Annotated in this window: 15 protein-coding genes and 1 riboswitch; of the genes, 9 read left to right on the forward strand and 6 right to left on the reverse strand. The window is 42.9% G+C overall.

All coding sequences use genetic code 11. The features are described 5' to 3' along the window. Nucleotides 1-81 precede the first annotated feature (81 nt). Nucleotides 82-2,409, forward strand: a complete 2,328-nt coding sequence (locus AABM38_RS01485) for a CsxC family protein (protein ID WP_423408799.1) — start codon at nt 82-84, stop codon at nt 2,407-2,409. 532 nt (nt 2,410-2,941) lie between these two features. After that, nucleotides 2,942-4,678, forward strand: a complete 1,737-nt coding sequence (locus AABM38_RS01490; RefSeq protein ID WP_423408800.1) for a glycosyltransferase family 4 protein — start codon at nt 2,942-2,944, stop codon at nt 4,676-4,678. A 30-nt stretch (nt 4,679-4,708) separates the two neighbouring features. On the opposite strand, the gene AABM38_RS01495 is transcribed toward AABM38_RS01490, so the two are convergent. Beyond that, nucleotides 4,709-5,815 carry a glycosyltransferase gene (locus AABM38_RS01495; RefSeq protein ID WP_423408801.1) on the reverse strand — a complete coding sequence of 369 codons (1,107 nt, stop codon included), beginning with the start codon at nt 5,813-5,815 and terminating at the stop codon, nt 4,709-4,711. A gap of 16 nt (nt 5,816-5,831) precedes the next feature. Beyond that, nucleotides 5,832-6,722: a GT-D fold domain-containing glycosyltransferase gene (locus tag AABM38_RS01500; protein WP_423408802.1), complete on the reverse strand. Its 891-nt coding sequence runs from the start codon at nt 6,720-6,722 to the stop codon at nt 5,832-5,834. Between the two features lie 153 nt (nt 6,723-6,875). On the opposite strand from AABM38_RS01500, the gene AABM38_RS01505 reads away from it, so the two are divergent. Next, nucleotides 6,876-7,790: an NAD-dependent epimerase/dehydratase family protein gene (locus AABM38_RS01505; protein WP_423408803.1), complete on the forward strand. Its 915-nt coding sequence runs from the start codon at nt 6,876-6,878 to the stop codon at nt 7,788-7,790. 35 nt (nt 7,791-7,825) lie between these two features. Here AABM38_RS01505 and AABM38_RS01510 read toward each other — a convergent pair whose 3' ends face one another. After that, nucleotides 7,826-8,902, reverse strand: coding sequence for a glycosyltransferase (locus AABM38_RS01510; RefSeq protein WP_423410623.1), 1,077 nt, complete (start codon nt 8,900-8,902; stop codon nt 7,826-7,828). A 428-nt stretch (nt 8,903-9,330) separates the two neighbouring features. Here AABM38_RS01510 and AABM38_RS01515 point away from each other — a divergent pair, with 428 nt between their 5' ends. After that, the gene (locus tag AABM38_RS01515; RefSeq protein WP_423408804.1) at nt 9,331-10,329 is read left to right on the forward strand and encodes an ABC transporter substrate binding protein; all 999 of its coding nucleotides are present in this window, start codon (nt 9,331-9,333) and stop codon (nt 10,327-10,329) included. A gap of 77 nt (nt 10,330-10,406) precedes the next feature. On the opposite strand, the gene AABM38_RS01520 is transcribed toward AABM38_RS01515, so the two are convergent. From AABM38_RS01520 to AABM38_RS01530, 3 genes are read right to left on the reverse strand one after another with little or no spacing between them, the layout of a single operon-like run. Continuing rightward, nucleotides 10,407-11,570, reverse strand: a complete 1,164-nt coding sequence (locus AABM38_RS01520; protein ID WP_423408805.1) for a Ger(x)C family spore germination protein — start codon at nt 11,568-11,570, stop codon at nt 10,407-10,409. Continuing rightward, nucleotides 11,567-13,030, reverse strand: a complete 1,464-nt coding sequence (locus AABM38_RS01525; protein ID WP_423408806.1) for a spore germination protein — start codon at nt 13,028-13,030, stop codon at nt 11,567-11,569. The genes AABM38_RS01520 and AABM38_RS01525 overlap by 4 nt, the downstream gene beginning before the upstream one ends. Then, nucleotides 12,996-14,123, reverse strand: a complete 1,128-nt coding sequence (locus AABM38_RS01530; RefSeq protein ID WP_423408807.1) for a GerAB/ArcD/ProY family transporter — start codon at nt 14,121-14,123, stop codon at nt 12,996-12,998. The genes AABM38_RS01525 and AABM38_RS01530 overlap by 35 nt, the downstream gene beginning before the upstream one ends. 282 nt (nt 14,124-14,405) lie before the next feature. On the opposite strand from AABM38_RS01530, the gene AABM38_RS01535 reads away from it, so the two are divergent. The 5 genes from AABM38_RS01535 to AABM38_RS01555 all read left to right on the forward strand — a co-directional run bounded on the left by AABM38_RS01535 (nt 14,406) and on the right by AABM38_RS01555 (nt 21,318). Next, a complete protein-coding gene (locus AABM38_RS01535; protein ID WP_423408808.1) occupies nt 14,406-15,848 on the forward strand; it encodes an esterase/lipase family protein in 1,443 nt (480 codons plus the stop codon). Nucleotides 15,849-16,281: 433 nt separating this feature from the next. Then, entirely contained in the window at nt 16,282-16,653 is a 372-nt protein-coding gene (locus AABM38_RS01540; protein WP_423408809.1) for a hypothetical protein, read from the forward strand. A 288-nt stretch (nt 16,654-16,941) separates the two neighbouring features. Then, a complete protein-coding gene (locus tag AABM38_RS01545) occupies nt 16,942-17,883 on the forward strand; it encodes an AAA family ATPase (protein WP_423410624.1) in 942 nt (313 codons plus the stop codon). Between the two features lies 1 nt (nt 17,884). After that, a complete protein-coding gene (locus AABM38_RS01550; protein ID WP_423408810.1) occupies nt 17,885-19,102 on the forward strand; it encodes a DUF58 domain-containing protein in 1,218 nt (405 codons plus the stop codon). Then, nucleotides 19,099-21,318 (forward strand): transglutaminase TgpA family protein, encoded by a 2,220-nt coding sequence (locus AABM38_RS01555; RefSeq protein WP_423408811.1) that lies wholly within the window; start codon nt 19,099-19,101, stop codon nt 21,316-21,318. The genes AABM38_RS01550 and AABM38_RS01555 overlap by 4 nt, the downstream gene beginning before the upstream one ends. Before the next feature lie 31 nt (nt 21,319-21,349). After that, nucleotides 21,350-21,451, forward strand: a riboswitch (purine riboswitch). Nucleotides 21,452-21,556 lie beyond the last annotated feature (105 nt).

Consider the following 21,556-nt stretch of genomic DNA (forward strand, 5'->3'; position numbering starts at 1 on the left):
TTTTATATACATAGTCCAATCCCCTGTAGAGAAATCCCCATAAAATAATGTGTTCTCAATAAAAATAAGGGAGTGAGATAATTGAGAGATAAAGAGAATCACAAAAAGGAGATTTCGGCGAATATTAGCAATTGTTCAAACAGAAACGTAGTACCGGAAGTGAATTTTGAGGCAAAAATAAGCAAGGTACCTGTCGTCTTAGCTGAGATTGAAGTTAGTACCCAGGTTAAAGCTAACATTACCTTTCCTGAAGATGTATTGGAAATCAAGGATATAAAAAAACGAGTAGTCCTTGTGCAATGTCGTCTCCTTGTGCCAACCAACCAGTTATTCATAAAAGGATATGTAGAAAAAAATATCAGATACGCTGCTGCACCAGCAGGATGGATGCTGAAGTCAATAGACTCAAATATCCGATCTCTTACCGTGAAAGTTCCTTTTGAGTGTACCACTACAATTAGGGAGTTCATTACTCGTCCAGTAAACGTTAAATTTAACCAGCGCAGTGAATTTGATTTTTTGATTACCGAACCTTTACCGGAGGGCTTTCCTGAAAAAGATGAACTGCTAACGAGCGACCCTTCGCAATTTCATCAAACTAGTACTCAACACTATAATGAAATTCCATACTGTGATTTGATCTCCAGCGATATTATAGAGTGGGATGAAGCAACGGACAGGGTACTGTTACAAGAGGGAGCAATATTTGAAGGAACCTTTAGGAACATCGTGGAAAAGATGATTGTCAATTTTACAATCAAGCTGCTTCAGAAACAACAAGTCCCAATTGGTGGAGGAGCGATAGGGCCGACCGGGCCAGCTGGGCCAACCGGAGCAATCGGAGCCACAGGAGCAACCGGAGCAACTGGAGCCACAGGAGCAACAGGACCAACGGGACCAACAGGACCAACGGGGCCAACGGGACCAACAGGACCAACGGGGCCAACGGGACCAACGGGACCAACCGGACCAACGGGGCCAACAGGGCCAACCGGACCAACGGGGCCAACCGGACCGACGGGGCCAACGGGACCAACAGGACCGACGGGCCCAACCGGACCAACGGGACCAATAGGACCGACCGGACCAACGGGACCAACGGGACCAACAGGGCCAACCGGACCAACGGGACCAACGGGACCAACCGGACCGACGGGACCAACGGGACCAACGGGACCAACAGGGCCAACCGGACCAACGGGACCAACGGGGCCAACAGGGCCAACGGGACCAACCGGACCGACGGGACCAACGGGACCAACGGGACCAACAGGGCCAACCGGACCAACGGGACCAACGGGGCCAACAGGGCCAACGGGACCAACAGGACCGACCGGACCAACGGGACCAACCGGACCAACCGGACCAACAGGGCCAACCGGACCAACGGGACCAACAGGGCCAACCGGACCAACCGGACCAACGGGACCAACAGGGCCAACAGGACCAACGGGACCAACAGGGCCAACGGGACCAACGGGACCAACCGGGCCAACCGGACCAACGGGACCAACGGGACCAACCGGACCAACGGGACCGACGGGGCCAACCGGACCAACGGGACCAACGGGACCAACGGGGCCAACAGGACCAACGGGGCCAACAGGACCAACGGGGCCAACCGGACCAACGGGACCAACAGGACCGACCGGACCAACCGGACCAACGGGACCAACGGGACCAACGGGACCAACCGGGCCAACCGGACCAACGGGACCAACCGGGCCAACCGGACCAACAGGACCGACCGGACCAACCGGACCAACAGGACCAACGGGACCAACGGGACCAACCGGGCCAACAGGACCAACCGGACCAACGGGACCAACAGGGCCAACAGGACCGACGGGGCCAACAGGGCCGACCGGACCAACGGGGCCAACCGGACCACAAGGACCAACAGGTGAATGTGATTGTCCAGATATTGGATGTATTTGTACTGAACAAATAAGAAATCTTTTAGAGCAGATTGTTGAAATAAATAATGATGCTAACCCTAATAATGATATTTCTGTAAATATTAGGACTGAAAATGACGCTGGTACTGGAGCAGGATTCCCAGTTGAAATCATTGGTAATGGTGCAGTAAGACTTGAAGGTTCAGGAGGGCAACTTGTAGCTATAGTAAATATTTGCGAAATTGTTGCCATTACACTTCAACAGGGTACGTTTACAAGTCATGGATTAGAATTCTTAGATTTACCAGATCCGGAGCCTCCATTAAGTTGTGAAGAGGAATGTGAAGCAGCAATTAGAACAGCACTAAGTTCTATCCCAGCGGATGAAGGAATTAATATTAATGCCGGTGGAACTTCATTTACTGGTACGGTTGAGGGAGTATTTGTTGGTGCAGTTAATTTAGGTGATGATATAGCAATAGCAACATGTCATATCGGGTATATTAGTTAAAGTGTTTTATTCTAAATAGTAGCCCGTGAAAAGAAAAGTTTATTAAAAGTTTGCTAGTTAAACCTGCCTGTTGAGTCCGCTCCCGGCGCTTCGCTTTCCATGGGCGGCCGGGGGAGACTCCTCAGCGCTATGCGAGTTTGTGGGGTCTTGCCAGGTTTGTGCATCTGCTGGAGTCTCGCACCTTCGCTCTTTTTAACATAGTTTCAAAACAACAATGAGCTTTAACATAGCCAAAAAGTAAAAGAGGAGAGATTAATCTTTCCTTTTTTATTTTGATCAATGATTGTATTTATTAAATTTGAAAGAAAAAATTAAAAAGGTTATTAGTAGGATAGTATGTCTGGAAATCGGGGCAATTGTCCCTTTTTAATGATTTTGGATCAGCTAATAATTGGAATAATCAGTGCAAAAAAATATGAATCCTAATCCTTAAATAATGAAGGAATAAAAGAAACTTTTTATTAGTTAAACATAAAGTACATTATACTGCTTTCTTTAAATTCAAAATTACTTACCTTAAAAGGAATATTTTATGGTGATTGATTTAGAGGTGTTTGCTATGTTCAAAGAACTCAGAACAAATGAATTCAACAAACGGTTAGCACGTCTTCCTTATGCTGAAAAGCAATGCTTAATTCATTCAACGAAAAACAAGAAAAAACAGCTCCATATTGTCTATGCCATGACCCATGTAGGCATATGTGGGGGTGTAAAGGTGATATTGGAGCATGCAAACAAGTTGCGGGAAGCTGGCTCTAAAGTAACACTTCTTTCACATTTTCAGAAGCCGGACTGGTTCCCGATCGAAGCAGACTATATTCAAGTCCCATTTGATCTAGAACTGGCCAAGGGAATTCCAGACTGCGATATTATTGTCGCTACTTACTGGGATCATATTCAAGCATGTATTGAAACTGGTATTGCACCTGTCGTTTATTTTGAACAGGGTGATTTTCATTTGTTTGACTATGAATCCATGAATAGGAAATTAAAGGATTTTATTCAAAAGCAATATGAAATTCCTCCTTTTATTTTCACCGTATCCCATCAGGCAGCGGAGATGATTACGAAGATATATGGGAGAGAGGCATCAGTTTATCCTAATGCTGTTGATGAACGTGTGTTTTGTGTTAATGGAGAAAAAGAATCCGGGGAAAGGCCATACTTATTAATGGTTGGTGGGGAAAGTGCGTCATTCAAAGGCATCCCTACAATCATTGAAGCGTATGAAAAAGTAAAAGAGGGATTAGATTTTGATTTAGATTTGTATTGGATTACACCTGAACAACCCTCTGAAAAAATGAAGAAGCTTGCGACAAAGGTATTTGTTAACCCGCCTCAGCAAAAGATTGGCAGCTTATATAGGGGAGCGGCATTGTATGTTTGCGGATCTTCATACGAGAATTTTCCTTTGCCGCCACTTGAAGCGATGGCCTGCGGATGCGCGGTTGTGACAACTAATAATCCTGGGTCCTTGGAGTATGCTGTACATGAGCAGAATGCACTCATTTGTAAAATGAAAGATCCTGTTGATATGGCCGGAAAAATTAAAGAAGTATTACTACATCCAAAAACAAAAAAGACATTAATATCGAACGGTTTAGCTACTGCAAATCAATATAACTGGAAAGCAATCATTCAAAATATCCTGGATTATTACAAAGATATTGCTGCTTACCAGGTATCTACTAAGGCAAGATTGGAAGATTGGGATATCGTTATCACTGAAGAAGATTGTGTGAATCAGGCAGATTATCTTAAATTGCGAAAATTCCTCAAGGCGACCGATGCTGATATTGTAAAAGTTCCTGTGCTTTACAAGGTTGAAAAGGTTCCCCAAATAGCAAAGTGGGAAATCATCGCTGTCCGGAAATACGGTGGCGAAGGAAAGAGTGAGAATTGTTATTGTCCTGTTTACCCAAGGAATAAGTTGCAAATTTATAATGAAAAAGGGTATCAGGCATTCTTAAGAAAACAATTCGAGCAGGCACTTGAAGAATTTAACACCTTATACAAGCAAGATCATACTAAGAATAAGGTTGTGTGGGGGAAATGGATTGTGGTAACTCTGATCCGGCTTCAACGGAAGCAGGAAGCGAAGAAGAAGCTGAAGGAGCTTATGAAAGAATTTCCGTATAATGCCGATTTTTATAAGCTGAATATCTTAGCTAGTGATCAAGAAAAACCAGACTCTTATTCGATTGATTTCATTCGATTATTAGGTGATGCGGCATCCTGTCCTGAGTTTTTTTATAATATCCAGCCATAAAAGGAGACCCTCTAAATTATATTTAGAGGGTCATTTATATCGATTTGCCCGAATATCAATCGCATGCAGTCCTTTTATGAGTCCTAAAGCTCTTAAATTGTGAATCGGTTCTTCATAATCCGGCTTGAACGAAAGTGCCTTTTTAAAGTGTAAAAAGGCTTCGTCATATTTTTTTAGATGAAGATAGGCCTCACCTAGGTAGTTTTCCACGTGGTGAGTTCTTTCTGATATTTTACTAAACATATTGACGGCTCGTTGATAGTCTTTTTCCACAATGGCTTTCATTCCTTCAAAGAAGTCCCGGTCACGCTTATTCCTGATCAGAGGGATGGCATCTCTGAATAAAAGAATTGCGTCATCTAACATCCATCTTCTCGACAGGGCAACCCCAGCTACTAGCTTAGCAATGAATAACGCATTTCCGTCAGGTGAATTCCAATCTATAGCTGGGATCCAATTTAAATCCTCATCTTTTAAATGTTTTCTCACATGCCTGGTTAATACTTCGGAGTCCTTATTGTTTGTTACATTTGTCTGATGTCTTCTGTAAAGGTATAAAGGTTCAGCAATATGATAAGATTTGCACTCTCTGGCGATTTGTAGAACTAAATCAGTATCCGACCCAACTTTCACGGTTTCATCATGTAAAAGACCATTTATGGCTTCTTTTTTAAAGATAATCGTTGGGTTATTAAAGGGAGTGCCTATATTCAGGAAGAAGGTATACATAGATTCAGGGAAAATGTTGTTGGATTGCCAGTAGCCAAAGGGTTTGCCCTTCTCAGTCATTAATAGCATGTCGCAGTGAACAAATCCTATATCGTTTGATTCCAGGCCCTTCATCATTCTTTCAAATCTGTTAGGAAGGGATACATCATCAGAATCATGAATGGTGATATAATCTCCTTTTGCAAGCCTCATTCCTGCATTTTTGGCGGCGGCAACTCCTTTGTTTTCTTGTTTATAATAACGAATCCGTTTATCGTCAAAGGATTGAATGACCTCATCGGTACTGTCAGTTGAACCATCGTTAATGATGATCAGTTCAAAATCGGCAAACGTCTGATTTAGGATGCTTTCAATGGCTTCACCTACAAAACTTTCATTATTGTAAACGGCAAGAACTACACTAATCATGTCATTACCTACTTTTTTAATTTTGTCTGATTCTTTTCGATCCATTTATATACCAATCAAGTAAATGGCCGAAATCAATCGCTACTTTTCCTTGTTTCGCAAGAGCAACGCAGATGAGGTTTGCAGGGATCCCAGCGGACACGAAGGCAGCATCGAAGTCAAATTGATTTACTTCCTCAAGTACCCTTGGCACTTCATAGATGTTAGGTACCGGAACAGAGCCTACGATTGATTTGTAGCCAAGCTTTTTAAGGTATTCCATGCCATTCTTAGCACGATTTCCAATCAACAAAATCCGATATTTCGACAACAAGTCGTGATAAATGGTGGATTCCTCATTCATGAGATAGTTTATGCGCGAATCTGTAATGTTCATTTTGTGTAATGGCAGCTGAAGGGTTTTGGCGAGAGAATTGAATAGACGCTGATAGGTAGGATATCTGGCCTTAGGAATTCCGACGAAGTCTGCTTCTAATAAATTTTGGGTTAATTCAGTTCTTTTTACATGATCCGGTACTATAAAGCCTCCGAGAGCATATTTCAATTTTACGCTTTTGTTGATTGCGTCTGCAGGAACGAGCAGATCATGTGATAAAGCCAATATTTCTCCGTCTCCTAAACGAATAACACTTAATCCTCTTTTGGCTTTCATCGCTTGCCAAATTTCCTGCTTCACCTCATGAGGCGTTTTTAGTTGAATGATGCTGTCTGAATATCTTTTCATGCCTTCTTCAATAATGTCTTCAATATTAAACGGGAGAAATTGATTGGCCTTTAGTTTTTCCTGTATAAGACCTTCTCCACCTTTATAAATAGATTCCGATACTAATGATGCTGTATCCCATTGCCCAGGGTACCCAAGTTTATATATATTTTCCCATTGCTCCTTTGAAATCGAGTAACTCAAGAAAGGGTCTCCTCTCCTATGAACTTTTTCCATTCTCAATCATTATATTTATGTGCCAAATAAATGGTTCACCGATTTGCCCAAACAAGGGAAGGTCAGGAAACATAAGGTAAAAGGAAAACACTAAATTAACGAAACAAAGGGAGAAATAGAATGAAGGTATTAGTGACAGGGGGAGCTGGATTTATTGGTTCAAATATCGTGGATGGGCTGATTCAAAACGGATACAAAACGTATGTCGTTGATAATTTATCATCAGGCAAACGTGATTTTTTGCATCCAGAGGCAGAATTTCACAACATTAATATTTTGGAAGACGACTTCATCTCATTTTTTGAAAAAATTAGACCGGATGCAGTCATTCATCTCGCAGCCCAAATAAACGTTCAAAAGTCTATTGAGAAGTCTGCCCATGACGCAGAGATTAATATATTAGGCACCCTGAAGGTATTGGAACTATGTAAAGTATATAATTCGAAGCTGATTTATTCCTCGTCTGCGGCAGTCTATGGGAATCCTGTGTTTTTGCCTGTGAACGAACGTCATCCTATTAAACCGCTATCAAACTATGGTATTTCTAAATATACTCCTGAAATGTACATCTCACTATATTCCCAGCAATACGATTTAGACTACACCATTCTTCGGTATGCCAATGTCTTTGGAATCAGGCAGGAAGCTGAAGGAGAAGGAGGTGTAGTTTCTGTTTTTATAAAAAAAATGCTTAAAAACGAACCGCCTGTTATATATGGAAATGGGGAACAAACAAGGGATTTTATTTACGTGGAAGACATCGTTTCCGCAAACCTGGCTGCATTGAGAAAGGAGTACCGAGGAGTATTGAACATTAGCTGTAATGAAGAAATCACCATAAATACTCTAGTTGATGAAATCAACAATCTATTAAATAAAAAGTTATCACCTATTCACAAAAAATACAGGCCGGGTGACATCCTTAATAGCTGCCTCGATAATGAGTTAGCACTTAAACAGTTACATTGGAAACCTGTATTTACACTTAGAGAGGGCTTAAGGAAGACGATAGAATACTATAAGAGTCAACCGTAAGAATAAAAAAGGAAAGAAGTAAAGGTGGAGTGCCCTTACTTCTTTCCTTTTTTAGTTTCCATGTAGTCATTAAAAAACTTCTCATTAAACAAAACCTGCTTGTCATTTGGCCGGTATTTCTTGGCCAAATTATTGTGCTCAATTGATTTTTCGATATTGCCTAATTCCCAATGGCATACGCATAGCTGCAGCTGGGGATACCAGGTGGAATAGGCTTCGTTCTGGAATCCGGCTGTATCTTTTTTCATGTTTGAGGCCGTCATATACCAGAATACGGCTGTCTGATAGTCTTTTTTAGCTTTGAAGCGATCTCCCAGGCGGCAGCATGGTTCTGGCCTTGGTGCATCATAAGTCAGGCTTTTAAAAAGTGCTTCCATTTCCTCGTCCTTTTCACCGAGCTTTGCATGGCAATCAGCCAAATAAAGGCAAGCCCTTATGTTGTCCTCCACCCATCCTTTTTTGCCTCCAAGAAATTCATGATAGTAAATGATCGCTTTTTCATACTGCTTGTGGTCACGAAGTTCATTGGCATAATAGTATAAGTCTCTCGGGGAAAAATCCTCGCCTTTTTTGATACGGTTCTCGTAAATTCGTAAATTCCTGTCAGATGAAGTGTCGGTAGAGTTTTTTTCATCCTTCTTATGTTCCACAGAAATATCTGAGGAGACGATCTTGCCGCTGACATCGAGATACTCGTGAACAGGACCGACCCATTTAAAATTCCGGCTCCGTTTCACAAGGCGATTCCTTCTGTAATGGAAGGAAGGATTTCCGTATTCATCTCTGGCAATCACATAAACCATTGAGACACCATCCACATTTTCATCCAGGGATGCTTTAAGCTTTTTGAACTTATGCTGGTCCTCTGGCAGGAAAACATCATCTGCATCGAGCCAAAGAATATAATCCATGGTGGCATTGCTGAAGGCAAAATTGCGGGCGGCGGAAAAATCATCAATCCACTTAAAGTCCAGGACTTTATCTGTGAACTGTTTGGCGATTTCTTTTGTTCTGTCCGTTGAGCCTGTATCTACAATTACGATTTCATCGCAGATGTTCTGTACACTTTGAAGACAGTTGGCCAGAACTTCCTCTTCGTTTTTCACAATCATGCAAAGACTGATGGTAGGCACTGAGATACCTCCTATAAAAGATTTCTCACCATCTTATGTAACAGGACAAAAATGTGAAACTTCCAAATGAAAGGCAGTTGTTTGTTCTTCATTGCTGTATGGTTGTTTGACTTTATTTGCTATACCCAGTCCCATCTTTTTGTCATATGGATAGAATAGTAAGGATAATAGACTATTTTGACAGGAAGGGCTATTGAGGTCAGTGGGTACTTTGAAGATGAATTTGTTTCTTCATTTTTGCAGGGGTGCAGCAAAGAGGGGAAACATATTTGTTGAGTGAGATTTCTTCAAAAAGAATTTAGTACCTGATGCTAATTATTTTGTTGCTCATTCTTATACAGCGTGTTATTATCAGAATATTATAAAAAGTAAAATAAAAATATCGGACAGGCTTAGGGGGATGAAGGATGAAAAAGAGTTTGGCTGTTTTAATGAGTGGGGCTATGCTGCTGCTTGCTGCATGCGGAGGCGGTGGAAGCGATCAAGCAAGCGGGGAGAACAAGGAGAAAACGGTTAAGATCGGAATCACGCAGATTGTCGAGCATCCGTCCCTTGATGCTGCAAGAGAGGGGTTCATTGAAGCACTTAAGGACGCGGGCTATGAAGAAGGCAAGAACCTGAAGCTTGATTACCAGAATGCGCAGGGTGACATGAACAACAATATGTCTATTGCACAGAAGCTTGTTTCGGACAAGAATGACCTTATTTTAGCGATCGCGACGCCAAGTGCGCAGGCGGCTGTCCAGGCGACGAAGGATATTCCGATTTTGTTCACGGCGATTACGGATCCTGTCGGAGCTGAGCTTGTCCAAAGTCTTGATAAGCCGGGCGGCAATGCGACAGGAACATCCGATACGCATCCGGATGCGATCAAGAATACAATTGAAGCGATTAAAAAGTTTATTCCTGATGCCAAAAAGGTGGGCATTATTTATAACAATGGTGAACCAAACTCTGTTGTGAATGTTAAACATGCGAAGGAAGCATTGGAAGCAGCAGGGCTCGAAGCGGTGGAAACGACGATTTCAACCAGCTCTGAAGTGAAGCAGGCTGCTGAGTCGATGGTTGGCCGTGTGGATGTATTGTACATTCCAAAAGACAACACAGTTGTTGCCGCGCTTGAGTCCGTCATTGCCGTAGCGAATGACAAAGATATCCCAACATTTGTTGGAGAGGGCGATTCGGTGAAACGCGGAACGTTTGCATCGTACGGCTTCGATTATCATGATCTTGGCTACACAACCGGAAAAATGGCCGTGGAAATCCTGAAAGGCAAAAAGCCTAGCGATATGCCTGTCGGCTTCCCAGAAAATCTTGAGCTGATTGTCAACAAGAAAGCGGCTGAGGAGGAAGGCATCACCTTAACGGACGACATGCTGAAGGACGCTAAGGTTGTTGGGGAGTAAGGCTGTTCTATTGAGGAAGGGATTCTATTCATAAAAATATGGGCCATTCATCAAGAATGGCCCATTTTAAGTAAGCGTTATTTATATGTTCCGCTGTTATCAGGACTATATTTATAGCTATTGAAATGAAAGATTTGCACGTTAACCTTTACGTCTTTTAAAGAGCTCTCATCTAAGTAAAAGTCGGAATGGGTTACTAATTCCTGATATTTTTGGGGATGTTCCCGGAACCAGCGTTTACCGGCATTGAGGACATCCGCCTTGTTCTCGATACCAGTCGCATAAATAGCTTTCATTTTAGTTTTTATATCTTCTTCAATTAATTTGGTTAATCGCTCTAAAGGGAGATCCTTTAATTTTTCAAGTAAATCAGCGCGTACAGAAAGCTCAATCGTCACCTTTGGAGTATCGGTGCCATCTGCATATTTTATCTTCATTTTCGGAGCGGCGAATTTCACAACTGCTGCCAGTTCTCCTTCATCATCTACTTTTTGGATTAACGAGACATTCTTTCCTGACAGCCAGTTAATATAAAGAGAGTCTTTGAATGAAAAGGATTTTTTATATTTTTGATGCTGAAAGATGGCAAATCCGTCAAAGTACAAAACGGGATAATTCTTATCCGCCTGCCAGGTATCAGTGTCGATTTTTACAGTAGGCAGTTTGGCGGTTCCCATTGGCTCATTATACTCCCTTAAGAAGTTCATTAAATTGATGGGCTTCAGTTCATCCTGAAACAACTCGGAATCACTTCTCTTAAAAATAACGGTGTACACGGCAGGGTAGTTAAACAGTCCCTTAATATTAAAAACTTCCTCTATGTTTTCATCTGTTGTCAACACCCTGAGAGTAGTGCGGAGTGAACGATTTCTTCCAACTTCCTTTATGACATCATTGAAGCGGTGAGTCACGATGCTTTTGCTTAGTACCAGTGTGATGACATGACCAAAGAACAAGGGAGGCTCCGATTTACTATAAAGCTTGCTGACAGCCAAATTCAACGTTTCCCCAGTCGCCGAAGCAATGAAAATTGGGATAGCCTCAGCTGGTCTTCCACCTTCTTGTTTTGCTACATTTGCGAAATTTAAGCCTTGAATGTAGGCGGTATATTGTTTGGTTTCCTGGTCATAATCCATCCCAATTGCCACGATATAGGTAAGGTCTTGGATATTCTTGATATTGGAACAGCCTGTAAGGAACAGGCAGCCAGCAAGTACAGAAGTGAAAATCTTTACTTTCATGAAGAATTCCCACCCCTTGTTGGATCATCTGGACTCGTTGTCGCTGACCGTGTCTTGTAATGTTGTATGGGTGCCTTCAGGAAGGACTTGATGAAGGCACTAAGACTGATAGGGGCAAGCGACCCCAGGTAAGGAGACCCGAAGGATGATAAAGTTGAAAAGTAAAACACAGCTAAAATAAAGCCGATAATGACGCCAAAGAGCCCTAAAAAGGTACTTAAAACAATAATTGCGAATCTTAATATGGTAATAGCTGTGCTTAACGACTGATTCACCAAGGTAAAAGACGATATATACGTAATCGCAGCAACGACTAACATGGTTGGAGAAGTCAAACCAGCGCGTATGGCAGCGTCCCCAACGATCAGGCCACCCAGCACTGCTACGGTCTGTCCGATGGCCCTGGGCAGACGAACGCCAGCTTCATTGAATAACTCAAACAAAAACAAGATAATGAACATTTCGATAGGGGCAGATAAGGGCAGCCCAAAGCGTGAAACAGAAATGGTCGCTACAAGCATATAAGGAATCTGTTCAATGTTAAAAGCGGAAAAAGCAATCCACATCCCTGGCAAAAAGGTAGAGATGAGCAGCCCCATCATCCTGATCATTCTTTCCAGTGATACATAAGAATAGCTGATGTGGCTGTCCTCGGGTGATTTGGTCTGCAATAACAAATTAATTGGGGCAAAAGAGACAGTCGGATTGCCATCGACAATCAGGGCGAACCGTCCCTGGTTAATGGCCTCGGCAATAAAGTCAGGTCTTCCTGTATAATCCATCGTCGGGAAAAAAGAGTATGGCCTATCCCGAACAGAGGATTCAAGCTGGTAAATACTCGTTAAGATATCCAGCTTCACATTCTTCAATCTTCTTCGGATTTCCTCAAGAACTCTCTGGTCAATGACATCATCCATGTACATCATGGCGACTTTTGTCCTGCTTCTTTCACCAATTGTATATTTCTCTAAACATAAGGAAGGGGTGTTGAGTCTTCTCCTGATTAAAGAAATATTGGTCTTGATGTCCTCAACAAATCCGTCCTTAGGACCTCTAATCGAAGTTTCAAGTGCTGATTCTTCAGGCTGTCTTTTCGGAAATTCAGCTGCATTAATACTCAAAACTAATCGATCGAACAGAAAAAAGATATTCCCTTCAAAAAGTAAAGCAGCTAGACCATCTAAATCCATACTGGTTACATCTTTGGCCTGGAAGTAGCACTTCAGCTTGTCCTTCACCGATAAAATATCATCACGGATGCCTAGTTTAGGCAGGATAAATTGATCCAGGTAATGGATATTGATCAAGCTTTCAAAATACACCATTTCAAACCTTTCCTGATCTGTGTTGTGCTCTTTTGATAAAAAGTCATGGCTGTTTTTAAAGTAGTCTTTCAGCTTCTCAGCTTTCTCTTTTAAAGTCTCATTATGAAGTGGATTCAATTTTGTTGTTCTTGCCATGTTGTTCATCCCTTTTCTTTAATACGAATAGAAATAAGGCTGATAGCAGGATTTGAATAAGGAAAAATACCATGCTCGCCGGTAAAAAGTAAAGGAAAAGATATTTATAGAAAAAATAAGTTTCTATTTTTATTGTCATAACACTAAAGAAAATGATAAAGAGGATCGCGACAAGCTTTGGCTTCAACCGGTAATGCTGTAATTTATGAGTAAGCAAGGTGCCAATCAGGTACATGAACAGACCAATCCTGATTAATCCCCCGCTTAGCCATTGATACAATGCGAAAAAATCCAAATGGGAGATATATTCTCCAATGCTTAAAACACGCCATTGCTCATAGGCAGGATATTGGAATTTAACGGATTCTACTGGACCGAATTCCATGATGGCTGCAGTGAGTGGACCTAATATCAATCCTGTAAGGATCGACTGTAAAATAAACAATTGTTTAAATGTTATTCGTTCCTGTGAGAATGGCTGCAGCAGGATTACAACATAAATCTCAAGAAGACCTGATAGAGTGTAAATGATTCCTTTAACGATTGGTGCATACCCTTGAGACAGCACCGGAAGCAATAAACTGGGATCTTTCATATCTATGTTGGTAATCGAAATGAAGATTCCTAACAGCATCACAATCGGCAGTAAGAAGCCGCTTGCTATGGCCATATGTTTGACCCCGGCAAGCGTGATGATAAAACAGGCAATAGTTAAAATGCAATTGATCACCAACACAGAAGTATCAGCAAGAAAATAAGCTTCCAGCCAAAGCATTAAATCCCTGAATGTTATGTAGGTGCTGCCAAATAAAAAAAAGATGACCGGGATAGACATGATCACAGAAAGAGCCTTGCCGAAGCGCTGTTTAATCATGATGAAAAAACCCTCGTCAGGGCAATTTTTCACAATGTAAAAAATCAGCCAGAGAAAGAAGAGAGATACGGGATAAGCAAGAATAACACTTACCCAGCTGTCCCTGCCTGCTGCTGTAAGAAGATTGGGAATCAGGATGACATGATTCAACAGACCGGTCGAAAGCAGCAGCAGCAAAAATAACTGTCTGGGAACTAAGATTTTTGTGAGATTTCTCATTCAATCACCAAATTTTCTAGAGATAAAAGGTATTATATCCAGAAAATGAAAAACTATTTTTGCCGGATGAGGCTTGGACGATACCTATGCATGAAACTATAAAAATCTGCAGCAGCGGGGAAAGTTAGCATCTTGAGAATCAAGGATATTTCCCAATCTAAATCAGCCTATTTTCCCTTCTTATTTTTTCAAGAGTTAAATATCTTGAAATGATGGCTGTTTCTAGAAGAGACAGGCGGGTGAAAAAGGAGGGGACTGGGATTGCGAAGGAGTAGGAGGATCATGTCTTTCATTCTAGTTTTATTGTTGATGGTGCCGGCTGCTGCCAGGGCTGGTGATTTGGGCGGGGGTTCCTCGGGTGTGCCGGGCACGTGGTATGTTGGGGCTGATCCGAGTTGGATTGATCCGGCAAAGTCACCAATTGTCTTTGTTCACGGTTATAATAACTCGGCGTCTGTATGGTGGGAAGGTAATGATATGTATGAAACAGCGCTTGCCAATGGATATCAGACCGCATTCATCGATCTTTATTCTGATCGGGATATGTGGGAAAATGGCGCGCTGCTCGCCCAAAAGTTAAAGGTGATCTATGATTATTTTGGCCAGAAGAAGCTTGTTGTCGTTGGCTACAGCAAGGGCGGCGTTGATGCACAGACAGCACTTGTCCATTACGGTGCTTATCCTTATGTTTCGAATGTCATTACACTTTCTTCGCCGCATCATGGGACACAGCTATCCGACCTCGCCCACAGCAGTACGGCATGGTGGCTCGCGGCTTTACTCGGAAACAATAATGACGCAACCCGTTCCCTTCAGACTGGGAACATGAAATATTTCCGCAGCATTACGGACCCGCATGCCAATGCCAATATGAACCGGTACTACACATTGGGCGGGACGAAATGGGGCTCGTTTGGCAGTGCAACGTATTGGGGCGGACTGTATTTAAGCAGCTATGGCTCCAATGATGGAGTTGTCACAGTCACCAGTTCCCGTGTACCAGGCGGCATGATTGTCCGTGAAGGTGCCTGGAACCATACGATGATCCGTGAAGGTTCTTATACTTTTTCAGTATTCAAACCTTATACAATGGCAACCCAACCGGCCGTTACTGCCGCTATTACAAGTACGGAAAGCGTTTCGAGCGTACCTGATATAAACCAGATTGTCAGGGGCGGTAAGGGAGATAAAGGTATCAAGGACAGCTTCGTTATTGAAGACGGAGCGGAAGGATTCAAGCTTGCTTTCCTTAGCGATCAGCGTTTGCCTTCACTCAAACTGAAAGGGCCGGACGGAAGAGAGTATAACGTATCCGGAATTGAAAAGGACACTAGTGACTTTTTTAAAGGTGCCTGGGTTCACCAGTTTGAAATCAATCAGCCAGATGCAGGGAAATGGACTGTGTCAGGGCCAGCCGCAGCCTATTTGTATACTGTCGGCATTGAAAGCCCATTAGGAGCAGAAATATTGAAGGGCCCGAAAAATAAAAGCGTAATAGCGAACTATAAAACAAACTGGATTCAATACCATATAGACGGCAAGAAAAAGCTGAAGGAAGCAGGGAAAGGATCCAAAGCTGGACTCGTTGCGGATGGAGATTTTACCGAAGCAGGAGTTTACAACCTGACGACGGAAGTGACCGGCATGAATGCAAAAGGAAAACCATTTGAGAGGACGATCATTGAATCTGTTTATGTAGATGAATCTGGAAAGATCCATCGTTAGTGAGGAAGGCGGCTGCATGTTTGGGTGCAGCAGCCTTTTTTATATTTTAATTGCAGGTTATGAGAACTATGGTGTTCGGAAAACACTTGATGAGTGGTTGTCGAGAGGGTTACGAGAACAACACAGCTCGAAAAAATCTCGATGAGTTGTCATCGTGAAGGTTACGAGAACAACTCAAATGGAAAAAAGGCTGGCGAGTTGTTATGAGTGGAGCCCCGAGAACAACTCAGCCCGTAAAAACTTCGACTAGTTGTTATCGGAGGACCATACAACCAATAAAATTGCTCAAAGCGGTGTCTTTTGGAGTAGCCTGCTAATAGCAACCCGCATAGAGCATAAGTCTTATTTACTAATTTTTACAAACTGAGTTGATAGGACGTAATCCTGACCGATATAAAAGCAAAGCAGAGTATATACATCAGGAGGAGAAGCAATGCATGTTTTGGATCTGATTGCGAAAATCAACACCAGTGTCGAAGAGCTCGACTTTGCTGCTGCTAGGTTGTATATGGAAGAAAATATTGAAATCCTGACTGAGAATAGAAATTATTTAAAGACGAATGCCAGGGATTTGCTTGAGTTTTTAACGAAAAGAATGGAAGCAGGCCATAAGCCGCTGACGAGACAGGACATATCGGTCATCAATGCGGTGAATAGCTATGCGTCAAAATTTGATCTGAGGGGCCTGAAGGTAATCATCCGTGATCATTCTCTGTTGTTTTTACGTAATGATATCGCAGCCTATTTGAATATGGATGCGAGAATTATTCTGGAAGGAATGGGCGCAATTCCTAAAGCAGGGTAAGCCGAGGGACTCTTTTTACAGGGACAGATGATTTAACTATAAGATTGCATTTTTCGGATTGCGGTTTCCATATTGGAAATCGTTTTTTTTATTTTCCGGAACCGTCCTCTAAACTTTGTGAGAGGGGGAAATACCCTTACCTGTCTTCCTCACGCAAAATAAATATTCATACAGAATATTACAGGATTTTTACAGAAAATAGCGAATATAAACATATTAGCGTAAGAATTCCTATGTAGATAAAGAGAAGCTTGATAGATGGGGGAGGAAAATCCAGTGAGGGATCAAATGAATCCGACTGTTGAGAGAATTTTAGAAAACATCGACAAGGTCATGACCGGTAAAAGAAATGTCGCTGAATTAAGCTTGATCGCATTGCTTGCCGGCGGACATGTGCTGCTTGAGGATGTGCCAGGTGTAGGGAAAACGATGATGGTGCGTGCACTTGCTAAATCTGTAAGTGCCCAGTTCCGAAGGATTCAGTTTACTCCGGACTTGCTGCCATCAGATGTTACGGGTGTATCGATTTACAATCCGAAAGAGATGGAATTTCAATTCAGGCCGGGGCCAATCATGGGCAATATTATTCTGGCGGATGAAATTAATAGAACATCACCTAAGACACAGTCGGCTCTTTTGGAAGGAATGGAAGAGCAGAGTGTAACGGTCGATGGTGTGACACATAAGCTTGAAAAGCCGTTTTTCGTTATGGCGACGCAGAACCCGATTGATTATGAAGGAACCTATCCGCTGCCTGAAGCGCAGCTTGACCGTTTCTTATTGAAAATGAAGATGGGCTACCCTGCATTGGATGAAGAGATGGAGGTCCTGAACCGGGCACAAAGGAATCTTCCAATTGAAGACCTCCAGCCTGTTGTGACACTTGAGGATCTTCGTGATCTTCAGAACGAGATTAAGGAAGTATATGTTGAAGACTCGATTAAACGTTATATCGTTGAACTTGCGAGCCGTACCCGCGGCCATGCGAGTGTCTATCTTGGAGCCAGCCCTCGTGGATCGATCGCGCTTATGAAGGCAGCCCAGGCGTATGCGTTTATTTATGGCAGGGACTATGTCATTCCAGATGATGTCCAGTACTTAGCTCCGTATGTTTTTTCACACAGGATCATCCTGAAGTCTGAAGCCAGATTCGAGGGGATTACGGCTGAGGATGTCGTGAACAGAGTGTTAGCGAGAGTGCCGGTGCCGGTGCAAAGGCTTGTGAAGTAATATGAAGAATTTTTTCCAAAAGTTCAAAGAAATTTGGAAGCTCATCGTTTTACTGTTTTTGATCGTCATTACGTTCTCTTATGCGATGTTCCAGGGCGGCTTTGTCAGCTGGTTCCTTTTCTACAGCTTTTTGCCGTTCGGTCTGTATGCTCTTGGACTTGCTCTATACTCATTGAAAGAAATCAGGGCAGAAAGAGTCTATACAAAACATGAATACAACGCTGGCGAAAAGTTTAAGGCAAGCGTTGTCCTTGAAAGGAATTTTCCTTTCCCGTTGTTTTATGCGATCGCAGAAGAACAGGCAGGGGAGTCGCTTGCCGGCAACCAAGATTTGCGAAAAGCGAAAACGATGCTCTTTCCGGGATTCAACCGTGTTTTTAGTTTTGATTATTCAATTGAAAACCTGCCGCGCGGGGAGCATATTTTAACAGGCATCAAGCTGAAAACAGGCGATCCGCTTGGATTGATTGAAAAAGAAAAGACCCTTCCATACGAAAGTAGGATTCTTGTATATCCGGCCTATCAGGAGATGGTCTACCGTCCGATTGCCCATCATTTCGACCAGGGAATGACGGCCTCCAAGGAACGTGTGCAGCGTGATACATCGATGGCAATCGGGGTCCGGGAATATCAGCCTGGAGACCGCTTCTCCTGGATCAACTGGAAGGCTACCGCTAGAAGGAACGATATTATGACAAAGGAATTCGAACAGAGGCAGTCTCATGATGTATCGATCCTGATGGATTGTGCTCCTGAGCAGCGCTTTGAAGTCGTGGTTTCCTTTACAGCATCTGTAATCAGGGCGATTTTACGAAAAGGTGCACAGGTCGGCCTGCTGACTTCAAGTGCGGAACGGACCGCGTTTCCAATCCGCGGTGGGGAAATCCAGCAGCAGCAGCTTCTGTACCATCTGGCGAAAATCACGGATGACGGTCCGGTTCCATTTGACCGGGTGCTGGAGGCGGAGACCTTCCTGGCGCAGCAAAATAATTCAATCATGCTGATCACTGCCCAGCTGACAAAGGAACTGATTGAAAAAGCAGCTTTCTATAATCAAAGAAATGGCTCGGTCAGCATTTTCCTGATAAAGAACGCCCAGGAATCCCCAACTAAAGCAGAAATCAATCTAAGGTCATCTGCATATGCGCGAGGAATCAGGCTGGTCATGGTCCATGATGGTCAATTTTCAGAAGCCTTCTCGGAGGTGAACAGAGGATGACGATGGATAAACCAAAAAAAGATATTACCGTCTTTTTATTGTACCTTTTCAGCTTCCTGCTGCTGTGGGAGTGGCTGCGTCCATTGAAAGAACTGACAGACACCGGCCATTTAAGTGTCTTTCTCGCATTTATCTTTATCTCATTGATGATGTCCTATTTCGGGATGCCGGTTATTCCGTCTGCTTTAATAAAAATGATTTTTATCCTGTACTCCGTCCATTTCATGTATTACGAAGGAACGTTTTTCAGTACAGGCTGGTTCGGCGAGCTGATTAAGGAAGTCCAGGCGAATGCAGGGTTCGTGTTGGGTACAGAGTGGGATGCGTTAACAAATGTTTTTCGGACGCTCCTGTTCTTTATCCTGCTTTGGCTGATGTCCTATTTAATTCAATACTGGCTGATTAACCGGAAGCAAATCTTTGTCTTCTTTTTCATGACAATGATCTATATTACGGTACTTGATACGTTCACACCTTATGAGGCAGATGCGGCAATTGTCAGGACAGTCATCTCAGGTTTTGCCGTGATGGGAATGCTGGCCTGTTACCGTATCGTGGACAAGGAACTGGTAAAGAAAAATCTCGACAGTGTGAAAAAATGGATGGTGCCGCTCGTCGTCATGATTGCTTTGAGTGTCGGTATAGGCTTTACAGCTCCAAAGGCAGATCCAATCTGGCCCGACCCGGTTCCGTTCATCACTTCTTATAACGAAGACAGTGGCAGCAGCACCGTAAAGAAAGTGGGCTATGGAACGGATGATTCCGCCCTCGGGGGACCATTTATCGGTGACGACCGGGTTGTTTTTGAAGCGGAAGCGGATGGCCGGCATTACTGGAGAATCGAGACAAAGGATATCTATACGGGGAAAGGCTGGGTAGTGGAGCCAGGGACAGAAATGCCAATCAGTTTCTATCCGCAGCAGGACATACCACTGCAGCCGTTCGAAGCTGGGGTAAAAACAGAGCAGCGAACAAGCAAGGTCATTCCTAAGATAGGCTACCCGCATATTGTATATCCGCTTGGGGCTAAACAAGTGGATGCTCCAGTTGGGAATAGGGTAATTGAGTTCAGCCTTGACCCTGTAACGGAAAAAATCCTTTCCGTCACCGATGGTACAGCAGGTTCAATTGGGCCATATTCCGTCACGTTCGACAACCCCATTTATATGATGGAAAAACTTAAAGCTGCAGGTTCTAACGGATTTCCTCCTGCTGACTATGCGAGCTCGGCATTCATGTCAAAGTATACTCAGGTCCCGGATGAATTGCCTGCCCGTGTGAAAGAACTTGCGATAGATATTACAAAGAACCAAGAATCGTGGCTTGATAAAGCGAAAGCAGTTGAAAAATACTTCCGATCCAATGAATTCGTCTACGACCAGAGCAGAGTGGCGGTCCCTGAAGAGAATCAGGATTATGTTGACCAGTTCCTGTTTGAAACGCAGCGTGGTTATTGCGATAATTTTTCCACATCGATGGTTGTCATGATGCGTACACTTGGAATCCCTTCGCGTTGGATAAAAGGTTATACAGAAGGGGAATACAAAGATACGCTGGAGGATGGGCGCAGGGTTTATGAGGTAACAAATAACAATGCCCACTCCTGGGTAGAAGTCTATTTCCCTGGTGTTGGATGGCTTCCATTTGAACCGACACAAGGTTTTTCAAATAGTGTCCAGTTTGAATATGAAAAGAAAGACTCACAAACTCAAACGGATCAAGATACTGAAGAAAATAAGACACCTGAGGCTCCCAAGAAGCCTGAAACTCCGGAAGAGCAGGCAAAGTCCAACCAGCCAAATAACTCTTTTTCAGATGGATTGAAAAAAGCGGGAACCATCCTGAAGACAAACATGAAAAAAATCATGTTAACTCTGCTGGTGTTTGCATTCCTTGCAGCTATTCTTTATAAGCTTCGCGGAAAATGGATGCCAAGTTTTTACATCCTTCTCTATAAGTACAAAAAGGATGATAAATACTTGGAAAAGGCTTATATGGCTTTGTTGAAGCAGCTCGAGCGCTATGGATTGAAAAGGGAGAAGGGCGAGACGTTGAGAGAGTATGCGATTTATGTGGATCAATTTTTCTCATCGAAAGAGATGAGAAGGCTGACAACCATATATGAAGAATATCTCTATAGAGGCAGCGCGAATGAAGGCGTGTGGGAGGAAGCGAAAAAACACTGGGAATTTTTGATAAAAAAAGCTAGTGCTTGACCGTTAAATTATTATACTGGTACAATGTTTGAAAATATATAGAATAATCCTTCATATATCCTCGATAATAAGGTTCGAAAGTATCTACCAAATCACCGTAAATGATTTGACTATGAAGGCAGATTCTTTTCGTTCGTCCAGGGCTGGAATTCTGCTTTCATTTTTTGAAAGGGAGAATTCTGGCTTTTTTAATGCGGCGGAAATTGGATAGGCTAAGATTAATACATAACACCAGTAT

It is taken from the genome of Heyndrickxia sp. MSNUG, from assembly GCF_049532715.1.
Classification (GTDB): Bacteria; Bacillota; Bacilli; order Bacillales; family Cytobacillaceae; genus Mesobacillus.

Coding starts and splice junctions, on each gene's coding strand:
- AABM38_RS01490 (WP_423408800.1), top strand. CDS start 2,942: ATGGTGATTGATTTAGAGGTGTTTGCTATGTTCAAAGAACTCAGAACA.
- AABM38_RS01495 (WP_423408801.1), bottom strand. CDS start 5,815: ATGATTAGTGTAGTTCTTGCCGTTTACAATAATGAAAGTTTTGTAGGT.
- AABM38_RS01505 (WP_423408803.1), top strand. CDS start 6,876: ATGAAGGTATTAGTGACAGGGGGAGCTGGATTTATTGGTTCAAATATC.
- AABM38_RS01510 (WP_423410623.1), bottom strand. CDS start 8,902: ATGATTGTGAAAAACGAAGAGGAAGTTCTGGCCAACTGTCTTCAAAGT.
- AABM38_RS01515 (WP_423408804.1), top strand. CDS start 9,331: ATGAAAAAGAGTTTGGCTGTTTTAATGAGTGGGGCTATGCTGCTGCTT.
- AABM38_RS01520 (WP_423408805.1), bottom strand. CDS start 11,570: ATGAAAGTAAAGATTTTCACTTCTGTACTTGCTGGCTGCCTGTTCCTT.
- AABM38_RS01525 (WP_423408806.1), bottom strand. CDS start 13,030: ATGGCAAGAACAACAAAATTGAATCCACTTCATAATGAGACTTTAAAA.
- AABM38_RS01530 (WP_423408807.1), bottom strand. CDS start 14,123: ATGAGAAATCTCACAAAAATCTTAGTTCCCAGACAGTTATTTTTGCTG.
- AABM38_RS01535 (WP_423408808.1), top strand. CDS start 14,406: ATGTCTTTCATTCTAGTTTTATTGTTGATGGTGCCGGCTGCTGCCAGG.
- AABM38_RS01540 (WP_423408809.1), top strand. CDS start 16,282: ATGCATGTTTTGGATCTGATTGCGAAAATCAACACCAGTGTCGAAGAG.
- AABM38_RS01545 (WP_423410624.1), top strand. CDS start 16,942: ATGAATCCGACTGTTGAGAGAATTTTAGAAAACATCGACAAGGTCATG.
- AABM38_RS01550 (WP_423408810.1), top strand. CDS start 17,885: ATGAAGAATTTTTTCCAAAAGTTCAAAGAAATTTGGAAGCTCATCGTT.
- AABM38_RS01555 (WP_423408811.1), top strand. CDS start 19,099: ATGACGATGGATAAACCAAAAAAAGATATTACCGTCTTTTTATTGTAC.